Origin of the sequence: Serinicoccus sediminis, assembly GCF_004153545.1 — a bacterium.
Classification (GTDB): Bacteria; Actinomycetota; Actinomycetes; order Actinomycetales; family Dermatophilaceae; genus Ornithinicoccus; species Ornithinicoccus sediminis_A.
In genome coordinates, this window is sequence record NZ_SDVA01000003.1 from 229,891 (window position 1) to 241,953 (window position 12,063).

Sequence of the window (12,063 nt, forward strand, 5' to 3'; positions counted from 1 at the left end):
GGCGGCGCGGCGGCAGACACAATGGCGGCATGAGCACCTCCCTGCCCGACGTCCCCGAGGTCGCCTCGGTCTTCGACATCACCGTCCGCTGGTCCGACCTCGACGCCTACGCGCACGTCAACAACGTGCAGTACCTCCGACTCTTCGAGGAGGCCCGCGTCTACGCCTTCAAGGCGTGGTTCGGGCAGGGCCGCGACCTCATCGACGAGGGCATGCTCGTCGTGTCGCAGGCGATCGACTACCTCCTGCCGATGGGCTTCGCCTACGCGCCGGCGCGGGTGGCGGTGTGGTGCGGCGGGGTCGGCGGCGCCTCCTTCGACCTGGGGTATGCCGTCGCCGGACCGGTCGGCGACGACACCGTGTATGCGCGGGGCCGGGTCAGCCTCGTCGCCTACGACCTGCGCGACCAGCGGCCGCGGCGGCTGGGCCCGGAGGAGCGCGACGCGCTCGCGGCGGTCACCGGGCCGGCGCCGGTGCTCCGCGGGGACGCCGGCCGCCGGGCGGCGCGGTGACCCAGCCGGCGACGCTCTCGCTCGCCGACGGCGAGTCGGTCGCCGACCTGGCCACGCTGGTGCGCCGGGCCGCACGGCTCGACGAGGACGGGGCGATCCGGCTGCAGGCGACCGGTGCCGGAGGGGTGCTGGCCGCGTGGGTGTGCGTGCTGCCCGGGGCCGGGCTGCTGCGCAGCGGGCTGACCCTCGGGCTGCGCACCATGGCGCTGGCGGCGGACGCCGAGGCGCTGGACGTCACGGTGCCGCTCGGCGGGCTGACCGACCGCTTCGCCCGCCGGGCGGCCACCGGGGACAGCTCGACGACGCTCGCCGTCCCCCCGACGACGCTCGCCCCGCCCTGGGCCGCGCAGTCCCCGCCGCGCGGAGGCTGGGAGCCGCTCGGCGGCATACCGGCGGAGGAGCTGCTGGCGGCCGCGCGGGCAGGGATCGCCGAGGTCGCCACCGGGTCCCCGGAGGGGTCGGGGGCCGCGGCCGTCGAGGCCCTGCGCGCACGGGTGTGGGGCCGGCCGGTCGCGGACACCGAGGTGCCGGCCGCGGCCGGGCTCGCGGTGCACGCCCTCGGCTTCCTCCGACCCGGGGACGGACCCGCCGCCGTGCACCGCAGCGGCGCGTGGCTGCGGGTCTCCACGGCCGTCGGCCACGTGGTGCTGCGACCCTGAGGGGGCGGCCGGGCAGTCGCCGGTGACGTGGTGCCGTGGTGCTGCACCGCCCAGGCGCCGGTGCGAGCACGCCTGTGCGCCGTCTCGTGCGTTTCCTTGCGACACGCGCGTGCCTGGGGCGACGGGTGTGTCACCAGGAGAGGCACAGGCATGCGCACTGGGGTCCTCAGGCCCGCCCCGACGAGTCACGGAGGTCCGCCGTCGCCAGCCCTACGTGCCGGCGCCCTCCGGACTGGCCCGGTCCTCCCGCGCCGACCCGGGCAGGGCACTCCTGTCCGGGTGCAGCGCGAGGAAGAGCGACCACGGCTCCGCGGTGGGGTCGCGGGCCCGGTCGTGGAACTCGTCGACGAGCTCGGCCAGCCGGGTCCGGAACTCCTCGAGCTGCTCCGGGGGCAGACGCAGCCCGAGCCGGGTCATGGTGACGTCGGTGCGGTCGGCCGGCACCTCGGCGATCTCCGCGACGAACGCGTCCAGCATGCCCTTGGTGGTGACGGGGGTGCGGGCGTACCAGGAGCGGCCGGTGGCCCGGTAGGGGATCTCCCGAGCCCCCCGGCGTCCCCGACGCGGCTCGAGCGCCTCGAGGAACCCGGTGTCGACCAGGGTGCGCACGTGGTGCAGGACCGTCGCCGGGTTCAGGCCCAGGGCGTCGGCGAGCTCCCGGTTGGTCAGCGGCTCGTCGAGGGCCAGCCGCAGGATCCGCAGCCGCACCCCCGAGGCCAGCGCCCGCGCCTCGGCGTCGCTGGCCTCGAACCCGCCGTCGTGCTGGGCAGGCGCTCCGCCCGGCTCGGGCCGGGGCGATGACGGATCCGGCTGCATACCCGCCATCCTGGCAAAGTGATTGACAGAACTCAATCACTTGGCGCAGGATCGTCGGCGTGACCACTCCGCGACCGGCCGGCCTCTGGCGCCACCACGACTTCCGTCAGCTCTGGATGGGCGACACCGTGTCGGTCTTCGGTGCGCAGTTCGTCGGGTTCGCGATGCCGCTCATGGCCGTGCAGCTGCTCGGCGCCGACGCCTTCCAGATGGGCCTGCTGGCGACCCTGGAGTCCCTGGCCTTCCTGCTCATCGGGCTGCCGGCGGGCGCCTGGGTGGACCGCTGGCGCAAGAGGACGGTGCTCGTCCTCGGCGACATCGGGCGAGCGCTGCTCCTGCTCACCCTGCCGGCCGCGTGGCTGCTCGACGTCCTGACGATGGGCCAGCTCTACGTCGTCGCCGTGGGGGTCGGCGTCATCACCGTCTTCTTCGACGTGGCCAACCAGTCCTACCTGCCCGAGCTCGTCGAGGGCGAGCAGATCGCCGACGGCAACGGCAAGCTGCAGGCCAGCCAGCAGACCGCCATGGTGGTCGGGCCCGCGGCGGCCGCCGCCATGGTGCGGCTGCTCGGCTCCCCGCTGACCATCGCGGTGACCAGCCTCTGCATGGGCCTGTCCTCGCTCTTCGTGAGCCGCATCCGGCACCGGGAGCAGGCGCCCGACCCCGCCGCCCGCCGTCCCCTGGTCACCGAGATCCGCGAGGGGCTGTCCTTCGTGCTCTCCCACCCGTTGCTGCGCCGCATCGTGGCCTGCACCGGCCTGAGCAACCTCGCCTCCTCGGGCGTCTTCGCCCTCTTCGTCCTGTACGCCCTCACCACCCTCGACCTCGCCGAGACCACCCTGGGGCTGGTCCTGTCGCTGGGGGCGGTCGGCGGTCTGCTCGGTGCGGTCACCTCCGGCTGGTTCGGCCGGTGGGTGGGCGAGGGCCGCGCCATCCCCATCGCCGCCGTGCTCTCCGGCCTGGCGATGCTCACCGTGCCGCTCGCCTCGGTCCTGCCGCCCGTGCCGACGCTGCTGGTCGGCAACCTGCTCATCTCCTGGGGCGTCGTGGTCTACAACATCGCCCAGGTGAGCTTCCGCCAGCGGCTGTGCCCCAAGCCGCTGCTGGGCCGGATGAACGCCTCCATCCGGTTCCTCGTCTGGGGGCCCATGCCGATCGGGGCCTTCCTCGGTGGCGTGGCCGGCCAGCAGCTCGGCCTGGTGCCGACCCTCTGGGGCCTGGCCACGCTGTCCGTCCTCGCGGCCCTCCCGGTCCTGCTCTCGCCGCTCGTCCGCATGCGCGAGCTGCCCCGCGAGCTCGACGCGCTGGCCGAGGGCGCGACGCGGGCCCCGTCGGCGGAGTGACCTCGACGTCCACGCCGAGGGCGCGCGGGACGCGGCGGCGCCCGCCCGGGGGAGCACCGGCATACCCTGTGCCGCATGGACGCCGCCCTGCTCACCAACATCGCGCTGGTCCTGCTCTTCGTCCTCGTCGGCGGCGTCTTCGCGGCGACCGAGATGGCGATCGTGTCGCTGCGACCCTCCCAGGTCGACGAGATCGAGCGCTCCGGGCCGCGAGGCAGGCGGATCGCCACGCTCGTCCGCGACCCCAACACCTTCCTCTCCGCGGTGCAGGTCGGGGTCACGGTCGCCGGCTTCTTCTCGTCCGCCTTCGGCGGCGCGACCATCGCGCCGTCGGTGTCGACGTGGCTGCAGGGCCTGGGTATGCCGTCCTCGGTCGCCGACCCGGTGGCGCTGGTGGCCATGACGCTGGTCATCGCCTACCTGTCGCTCGTCCTCGGCGAGCTCACCCCCAAGCGGCTGGCGATGCAGCGCTCGGCCGGCTTCACCAAGGTGCTGGCCCCGCCGCTGGGCATCTTCGCGACCCTGCTGCGCCCGGTCATCTTCTTCCTGTCCGTCTCCACCAACCTCATGGTCCGGCTGCTGGGCGGCGACCCCGGCGCGACCCAGGAGGAGATGACGATCGAGGAGCTGCGGCGGACCGTGGAGGACAACCGCGACCTGAGGCCCTACAGCCGGGAGATCCTCTCCGACGTCTTCCGGGCCAGCGAGCGCACCCTGGGCGACGTGCTGCGACCCCGCCCGGACGTCGAGTTCCTCGCCGCGGACGCCCGCGTCGAGGACGTCATCGGTGAGATCCGGCGCAGCGGCCACAGCCGCTACCCGGTGACCGGCCAGGGTGTCGACGACATCCTCGGCTTCGTCCACATCCGGGACCTCTTCACCCTGCCCGAGGCGCAGCGCGCCCGCACCCGGGTGCACGAGGTCACCCGCGAGATCACCGCGCTGCCGGTGACCAAGCCGGTGCTCGCGACGCTCGCCCTGCTGCGCGCCGAGCAGCAGCACATGGCACTGGTGGTCGACGAGCACGGCGGCACCGAGGGCGTCGTCACCATCGAGGACCTCGTCGAGGAGGTGGTGGGGGAGATCTACGACGAGTACGACACCGAGCGCGACCCGGAGGACTCGCTGGTCCGGGCCGGAGGTCGCACGGTGGTCTCGGGCAGCCTCATCGTGGAAGAGCTCGAGGACGTCCTCGGCGTGGCCCTGCCGCACGGGTCCTACGAGACGGTCGCCGGCCTGGTGCTGGACCGCCTCGGCCGGGTCGCCGAAGAGGGCGACTGCGTGGTGGTCGGCGACGTGCGGCTCACGGTGGTGGCGCTGGAGGGGCTGCGGATCACCGAGGTCGAGGTGGCCCGGGAGCCGGCGGCCGGGGACGAGGGGCAGCCGGGCTAGGAGGTCGACCCGTCGGGGCCGGCGTCCCGCGAGCCCACCGCCGGCCGGTCGCGCCCGCCCAGCGCCGCCTCCAGGGCGGCCTCGACGTGCAGCCTCGTGGTCGGGAAGGTCGGGACGTCGACGTCCTCCGGCCGCAGGAGCAGCTCGATCTCGGTGCAGCCGAGGACGACGCCCTGCGCGCCCCGCTCCACCAGGTCGTCGACGACGCGCCGGTACGCCTCCCGCGACTCCTCGCGCACGACGCCTCGGCACAGCTCGTCGTAGATGACCCGGTGCACCAGCTCGCGGCCGGGCGCGTCGGGCACGAGCACCTCCAGGCCGTGGTCGGCCAGCCGGCCGGTGTAGAACGACTGCTCCATGGTGAAGGCCGTGCCGAGCAGCCCGACCCGGCCCAGCCCGGCCGTCCGCACCGCCGCGGCGGTGGCGTCGGCCAGGTGCAGCAGCGGTATGCCGAGCGCCGCCTCGACCTCGTCCGCCACCCTGTGCATCGTGTTGGTGCAGAGGAGCACCAGGTCGGCGCCGGCCGCCTCCAGCCCGCGCGCGTGCCGGGCGAGCAACCGCCCGGCCGCCTCCCAGTCGCCGGCGACCTGCAGGGCCTCCACCTCGGCGAAGTCCAGGGAGGCGAGGACGACGCGCGCGGAGTGCAGGCCGCCGAGCCGCTCGCGGACCCCCTCGTTGAGGAGGCGGTAGTACTCCGCGCTGGACTCCCAGCTCATCCCGCCGAGCAGGCCGATCGTGCGCATGGCCCGACCCTAGCCGCGGGTCAGCCGAGCCAGACCGTGCAGTCCTGGTGCAGCGTGCGCCGCCCCTCGGCGTCGCGGTGCAGGCGGCCGCTGGTCACCAGCACCTCGCGCTCCTCGGGCAGCACCACCGGCTCCTCGCCGAAGTTCGTCAGCACCGTGACCACCGGGCCGTCCTCACGGGCGTTGGTGAACGCGACGACGCCCTCGGGCAGCGGCATACCCTCCAGGTCGGTGAGCCACTCCAGCCCGCCGACGCCGAGGTCGTGCTCGCGGCGCAGCCGGAGCAGGGTGCGGTAGAGCTCCAGCGTCGAGCCCGCCACCCCCTCCTGCCGGTCCACCGACAGGGAGCCGTAGAGCAGCGGCTGCGGCAGCCAGGTGTCGACGTCGTCCGGCGCGCCGAACCCGTAGGACGGCTCGCCGGCGACCCACGGCATCGGGACCCGGCAGCCGTCGCGCCCGGTCTCCTCGCCCTGGGTGCGGTGGAAGGCCGGGTCCTCGCGTACGTGGGCGGGCAGCGCCGTGTGGTCGGGGAGCCCGAGCTCCTCGCCGTTGTAGAGGTAGGCCGAGCCGGGCAGCGCCAGCATCATCGCGGTGGCCGCCCGCGCCCGCCGCAGCCCGAGGACGGCGTTGGGCTGGGGGTCGCCGGCGGCGATCCCGTTGGGCCGCGGCTGCCCCACCGGCAGCCCGAGCCGCGAGGCGTGGCGGACCACGTCGTGGTTGGACAGCACCCACGTGGTGGGCGCGCCCACCGCCTCGGCCGCCTCGAGCGAGGTCTCGACGATGCGCTGCTGGTCGGCGGCCCGCCAGGGTGCCTGCAGGTAGTGGAAGTTGAACGCCTGGTGCATCTCGTCCGGGCGGACGTAGGCCATCGTCCGCTCCTGCGTCGGGAGCCACGCCTCGGCGCACAGGATCCGGTCGCGCTGCGGGTCGCCCTCGGGGTTGTAGGAGTCCAGCACCTCCCGCCAGCCGCGGTAGACCTCGTGCACCTCCTCCTGGTCCCACATCGGGCCGAGGTGGCTCTGCTCGAGCCGCTCGTCGTCCGCGCCGGCCATGACCGCCCGCTCCTCCCAGTCCGGCAGGTCGGCGTCCTTGACGAGCGAGTGGGCGACGTCGACCCGGAAACCGTCGACGCCCCGGTCCAGCCAGAAGCGCAGGATGTCGTGGAACTCCTCGACGACCTCGGGGTTGCGCCAGTTGAGGTCGGGCTGCTTGCTGTCGAAGAGGTGGAGGTACCACTGGCCGGGGGTCCCGTCGGGCTCGGTGACCCGGGTCCAGGCCATGCCCCCGAAGATGCTCTTCCAGTTGTTCGGCGGCTCGCTGCCGTCGCCGCGGCCGTCCCGGAAGACGTAGCGCTCCCGCTCGGGGCTGCCCGGCGCCGCGGCCAGCGCCTGCTCGAACCACGCGTGCTCGTCGCTGGTGTGGTTGGGCACGAGGTCGACGATGACCCGGACGCCGAGCTCGTGGGCGCGCTCCACGAGCGCGTCGGCGTCCTCCAGGGTGCCGAAGACCGGGTCGACGTCGCGGTAGTCGGCCACGTCATACCCCGCGTCGGCCATGGGGGAGCGGTAGAACGGGCTGATCCAGACCGCGTCCACCCCCAGCGCGGCGAGGTAGGGCAGCCGGGAGGTGATGCCGGGGAGGTCGCCCACCCCGTCACCGCTCGCGTCGGCGAAGCTGCGGGGGTAGACCTGGTAGATGACGGCGTGGCGCCACCAGGGCGCGTCGTGCGCGGACGGGGGGTGAGTCACGAGGGGCTACGGTATGCCGCGGCTCCCTGGTGCGCGCAAATCGCGCCGGTCAGTCCTCCTCGAGGGTGTTGACCATGGCCTGCGCGGCGTGCGCCATGTAGGCCCGCATCTGCTGCTCGTCCAGGCCGTCCATCCGGTCGGCCACGGTGTCCAGGGCGGCGTTCATGTGGTGCAGCCAGCGGTCCCGCTGGGCGGGGGTGACCCGGAAGGGGTGGTGGCGCATCCGCAGCCGGGGGTGGCCGCGCTGGTCGGAGTAGGTCGTGGGGCCGCCCCAGTACTGCTCGAGGAACATCCGCAGCCGCACCTCGGCGGGCCCGAGGTCCTCCTCGGGGTAGAGGTCGCGCAGCGGCGGGTCCTGCCGCACGCCCTGGTAGAAGGCGTGCACGAGGTCGACGAAGGTCTGGTGCCCGCCGACGCGCTCGTAGACGGTGGTGGGGGTGTCGGGGGAGGGCTGGGTCACCTCTCCATGGTGCCAAACCCGCGCGGTGGCCCGGGACGTGCCGCCCCACCTCGGCGATTGGGGCGCCGTCGGCCCCGACCCCTACGCTCGGGGCCGTGCCAGCCAGGTCCTCGTCCCACCCCGGTATGGGTGCGGTGCCCCACGACGACGGCGTCACCTTCCGCGTCTGGGCGCCGCAGGCCCGCCAGGTCGCGGTGGTGGGGGACTTCTGCGGCTGGGACGCGCGACGCCGCACCGTCCTGGCGAAGGACCACCACCGCTCCGGCACCTGGTCGGCCTTCGTGCCGGGCGCGGGCCCGGGCACGCACTACCGCTTCCTCGTGCGCCGCGGCGGCCCCTACCTCTCCCGGCAGGACCCGTGCGCGCGGCAGGTCACCGGCGCGCGCGGTGCGTCCGTCGTCTTCGACCCGCGGCACCTCGACTGGGGCGACGAGCCCTTCCGGGCCCCGGGGTGGGACGACCTCGTCGTCTACGAGATGCACGTGCCGACCTTCGCCGCGACGGCGGAGGGGCCGGGCACCTTCGACACCGCCGTGGGGCGTCTGGACCACCTGGCGTGGCTCGGGGTGAGCGCCGTCGAGGTGATGCCGCCCTTCGAGTTCGCCTCCGCGACGAGCTGGGGCTACAACCCCTCCCAGCTGTACGCCGTCGAGTCCAGCTACGGCGGTCCGCACGCCTTCGCGCGGTTCGTCCGGGAGGCGCACGCCCGGGGGATCGCGGTGATCCTCGACGTGGTGCACAACCACCTGGGGCCGGACGGCCCGCACCTGTGGCGCTTCGACGGCGCGGCCGGGCGGCGCCGCTACGGCGGGGCCTACTTCTACAACGACCGCCGGGCGCTGACCCCGTGGGGGGCGACGAGGCCGAACTACGACCGCAAGGCGGTCCGCAACTTCCTGCGCGACTCCGCCGTCATGTGGCTGGAGGACTTCCGGGTCGACGGGCTGCGCTTCGACGGCACCAACTTCGTGCGGTCGCGGTGGGGCGACGTGCGCGACCCGGCGCACCACATCGGGGCTGGAGACCGCTACCTCGCCTCGCTCACCAGCGACCTGCGCTCGCGGCAGCCGTGGAAGCTGCTGGTCGCCGAGGACATGCAGCGCGACCCGGCGGTCACCCGGTCGCCGCAGGAGGGGGGACTCGGCTTCCACAGCCAGTGGGACGCCGGCTTCGTGCACACGGTCCGGGCCGCGCTGGAGGCCGCCGACGACGCGCACCGGGACGTGCGGGCGGTGGCGGCCGCGGTGCTCGGCGGAGGGGGCGAGCTGCACGAGCGGGTCGTCTACACCGAGTCCCACGACGAGGTCGCCAACGGCCGGGCCCGGGTGCCGGAGCAGATCACCCCCGGGCACGCCGACTCCTGGCACGCCCGCACCCGGTCCGCCCTCGGGCTGGTGCTCACGCTGACCGCACCCGGCATCCCGATGCTCTTCCAGGGCCAGGACGTGCTGGAGGACGGCTGGTTCACCGACACCCGCCCGGTCGACTGGTCCAAGGCCCACCACCGCGCCGGCTTCCTGCACCTGGTCCGGCAGCTCGTCCTGCTGCGCCGCGACGCGTCCGGCACGACGCGGGGGCTGCGCGGACGGCATACCGACGTCCTGCGCGCCGACGACGGCGTGCTCGCCTATCACCGGTGGGACCACGGTGGCCCGGGCGACGACGTCGTGGTCGTCGTCAACCTCTCCACCCACCCGCGGCACGACCTGCGCCTCGGTATGCCGCGCGCCGGCCGGTGGAGGGTGCGCTGCAACACCGACGCCCCGGGTTTCGGGCCGGGGCTCGGCGCGGTGCACGCCCACGACACCGACACCGAGCCACGCCCGTGGGACGGTCGCGCGGACAGCGCGCTGGTCACCGTGGGTCCCTACGCCGCCCTGGTGCTGTCGCAGGACGACTGAGGCGAGGCGACTCAGCCCCGCAGCAGCTCGATGCGGACGTCGTCGTCCTCGTAGTCCTCGACGGTGATGGTCAGCTCGACGTCGCCGGTGCGGCTGTAGGACCCCCAGGACAGCTGTGCCTCGGAGACCACGTCCTGGTCGGTCCAGCTGGACCACCAGCCGTCGGTCCTGGTCAGGAGCTCGACCGGCTCCCCGTCGACCTGGAAGCGGATGCGTCCCCGGCCCTCGGTCGCGATGCGGGCCCCGAGGCCCCCGGTCGGGACCTCGACGGTGGTCCGCCCGTCCTCGTCGAGATCGTCGCCGGTCACCGTCGCCAGGACCGTCGAGGAGTCGAGCCGGGACGCCGTCGGCTCCTCGCCCGCCGGCCAGCTGGTGCCGGGGACCTGCGCCGCGGCGACGTCGAAGTCCTCGTAGGGCACGGGCTCGTAGGCCAGCAGCAGGCTCGACGGGTGGCCTGGTGCGGCCGGCGCGCTCACCCGCAGGGCACCGGTCGCCGTGGAAGCCGCAGGACCGGCGCGGTCCGGGTCCCGGGCCCACGAACCGTCCCACCACCGGGACTCCTCGATGGCGCGGGAGATGTCGGAGGGGTCCGGGACCGACCAGAAGGTGGACCACTCACCGTCGTGCCGGAGGACGCCCTGCCCGCCGAGGGGTGACACCGGGCCGGTCGATCCGCGAGGGTCCTCGGGGACGAGCAGCGCCCAGGTGAGGTCCGCGTCCTCCGGGGGGTCGACCAGCTCGCGCTCCAGCCCGTCCAGCGGCAGCTCCCAGGCGCCGGCCAGGCGGTGCCCGGAGACCAGCTCCGGTGCCTCGCCCCCGTCCGTCCGTGGCAGCGGGTCGTGGTCGGCGTCGCCCGGCGCGGCACGGGTGGCCACGACCTGGACGTGCTCGGTGCTCTCCGTGAGGACCTCGACGACGGCGGAGCGCTGCTCACCGTCCTCGGGGACGAGGTCGGCGGGCAGGGTGAACTCGCGGACCGACCCGGGGACGTAGACCATCCACCGGCCCTCGCGCACGTCGGGCTGCTGCTCGCGCCAGTCGGCCCGGCCGCCCGTCCACCACTGCAGGTCGCCGTCGTCGGTGACGGGGACGCCGTCGACCAGCACCATGACGGCGCCGGTGCGCCCGGCCCACACCCGCAGGGCGCTGCCCGACGAGAGCTCGACGGGCTGCACGAGCCGTCCGTCCGGGCCGTAGGGCATCTCCGGGCCGGCCTGGTCGACGACGACCGCGTCCTGCGGGACGGGCGGCCCCGCGGTCAGGTCCCCGCTCGGCATCGGCTCGACCACCACGTCGTCGGTCTGCGCGTAGAGGCCCAGGACCGCTCCGCCGTCCGGTGGCAGGTCCCCGGTCACCCGGACCTGCGCCTCACCGACGGCGGGCAGGGCGACGACGTGGTCCAGCCCCACCGCGGGCTCTCCTCCCGAGCCGGCGCAGGGCAGGGTGAGCGTCGACCCGTCCACCGTGACCTCGCCGACGGGGCGGTCCAGGGCGGGGTCGTCGGCGGGCGGCATGTCGCACCACAGCACGGCGAAGGAGGCCACGTGGCCGCCGAACCGGGCGTCGACGGTGTTGAGGCTGAGGTCGGCGCGGCGGCCGGGGACGAGCTCGAGGGTCCCCATGCGGGTCAGCCCCGCGGCGCCGCGCGGTGGCTCGCCGTCCTCGTCCAGCTCGAAGCCCGCCTCCCCGAGGTCCACCGCACCGACCTGGACGGCACCCTGGCCCGTCGGTGCCGCACCGTCCGACCCGGCGGGCTCCTCGCGGTCCAGGGAGAGCGCATACCCGCCCAGGGCGACGAGCGGCACGGCCGCGGCGGCGACCCACCACCGCCGGTCCCGGGCAGATGGCTGCGGCGGCGCCTGGGCGACGGCCGGGCCGAGCTCGGTCGCCAGGTCCGAGCCCCGCAGGGCGTGACGGTCGCCGACCGCCTCGAGCGCGGTGGCCAGCCCCGGGGTGGTGGGCAGCAGCGAGGCGACCTTCTCGGCCGGGAGCCGCAGCGCCTCGGCGGTGTCGGCCGTGCTGGCGCCCTCGACGAGGCGCAGCACGGCGACCGCGCGCTCGCGCGGGCGCAGCCGCTGCAGCACGTCGCCGGCGTCCCTGGCCTCGCCCGGGAGGGCGCGCTCGGGCCGGCGGGGCGCGGCGCGCAGGTAGGCCCCGACCAGGGCCGTCCTCACCCCGCCCCCCCCGCCGCCCCGGCCGACCGCGGCCAGGGTGCCCCCCGTCCGGCGCGCCGCGCGGCCGGTGTCCCCCCGGCTCTCCGCCGCCCGCACGCCCAGGCCCGCCCCCCCCCCCCCCCCGCGCCCCCCCCCCGCCCCCCCCCCCCCCCCCCTCCCCCCCTCCCCCGCCCCCCCCCCCCCCCCCCCCCCCCCCGCCCCCCCCCCCCCCCCCCCCCCGCCCCCCCCCCCGCCCCCCGCCCCCCCCCCCCCCCCGCCCGCCCCCCCCCGCCCCCCCGCCCCCCGCCCCCCCCCCCCCCCCCCCCCCCCCCCCCC

Annotated in this window: 10 protein-coding genes; 5 read left to right on the forward strand and 5 right to left on the reverse strand. The window is 75.4% G+C overall.

The window, feature by feature from the left end; translation table 11 throughout:
- Positions 1-29 precede the first annotated feature (29 nt).
- Both EUS26_RS04840 and EUS26_RS04845 read left to right on the forward strand, forming a co-directional pair.
- The gene (locus EUS26_RS04840; RefSeq protein ID WP_130012042.1) at positions 30-512 is read left to right on the forward strand and encodes an acyl-CoA thioesterase; all 483 of its coding nucleotides are present in this window, start codon (positions 30-32) and stop codon (positions 510-512) included.
- Positions 509-1,171, forward strand: coding sequence for a DUF8185 domain-containing protein (locus EUS26_RS04845; protein ID WP_130012043.1), 663 nt, complete (start codon positions 509-511; stop codon positions 1,169-1,171). Before EUS26_RS04840 ends, EUS26_RS04845 begins: the two co-directional genes overlap by 4 nt.
- Before the next feature lie 210 nt (positions 1,172-1,381).
- On the opposite strand, the gene EUS26_RS04850 is transcribed toward EUS26_RS04845, so the two are convergent.
- Positions 1,382-1,987: a winged helix-turn-helix domain-containing protein gene (locus tag EUS26_RS04850; RefSeq protein WP_130012044.1), complete on the reverse strand. Its 606-nt coding sequence runs from the start codon at positions 1,985-1,987 to the stop codon at positions 1,382-1,384.
- 59 nt (positions 1,988-2,046) lie between these two features.
- On the opposite strand from EUS26_RS04850, the gene EUS26_RS04855 reads away from it, so the two are divergent.
- Both EUS26_RS04855 and EUS26_RS04860 read left to right on the forward strand, forming a co-directional pair.
- Positions 2,047-3,330, forward strand: coding sequence for an MFS transporter (locus EUS26_RS04855; protein WP_130012045.1), 1,284 nt, complete (start codon positions 2,047-2,049; stop codon positions 3,328-3,330).
- Between the two features lie 75 nt (positions 3,331-3,405).
- Positions 3,406-4,722, forward strand: a complete 1,317-nt coding sequence (locus EUS26_RS04860) for a hemolysin family protein (RefSeq protein ID WP_130012046.1) — start codon at positions 3,406-3,408, stop codon at positions 4,720-4,722.
- Here the strand turns inward: EUS26_RS04860 and EUS26_RS04865 are convergent.
- Genes EUS26_RS04865 through EUS26_RS04875 form a run of 3 tightly spaced genes read right to left on the reverse strand, consistent with a single transcriptional unit; the run spans position 4,719 to position 7,673 of the window.
- Positions 4,719-5,465: an aspartate/glutamate racemase family protein gene (locus EUS26_RS04865; protein ID WP_130012047.1), complete on the reverse strand. Its 747-nt coding sequence runs from the start codon at positions 5,463-5,465 to the stop codon at positions 4,719-4,721. The two genes, EUS26_RS04860 and EUS26_RS04865, sit on opposite strands and share 4 nt — an antisense overlap.
- A 20-nt stretch (positions 5,466-5,485) precedes the next feature.
- The gene (locus EUS26_RS04870) at positions 5,486-7,213 is read right to left on the reverse strand and encodes a glycoside hydrolase family 13 protein (RefSeq protein ID WP_130012048.1); all 1,728 of its coding nucleotides are present in this window, start codon (positions 7,211-7,213) and stop codon (positions 5,486-5,488) included.
- A gap of 49 nt (positions 7,214-7,262) precedes the next feature.
- Positions 7,263-7,673, reverse strand: coding sequence for a globin (locus EUS26_RS04875; protein ID WP_130012049.1), 411 nt, complete (start codon positions 7,671-7,673; stop codon positions 7,263-7,265).
- Positions 7,674-7,768: 95 nt separating this feature from the next.
- Between EUS26_RS04875 and EUS26_RS04880 the strand changes: the two genes are divergently transcribed.
- Positions 7,769-9,574, forward strand: coding sequence for an alpha-amylase family glycosyl hydrolase (locus EUS26_RS04880; protein ID WP_238148808.1), 1,806 nt, complete (start codon positions 7,769-7,771; stop codon positions 9,572-9,574).
- Between the two features lie 11 nt (positions 9,575-9,585).
- Here EUS26_RS04880 and EUS26_RS04885 read toward each other — a convergent pair whose 3' ends face one another.
- Positions 9,586-11,748 carry a hypothetical protein gene (locus tag EUS26_RS04885; protein WP_130012050.1) on the reverse strand — a complete coding sequence of 721 codons (2,163 nt, stop codon included), beginning with the start codon at positions 11,746-11,748 and terminating at the stop codon, positions 9,586-9,588.
- Positions 11,749-12,063: the final 315 nt, after the last annotated feature.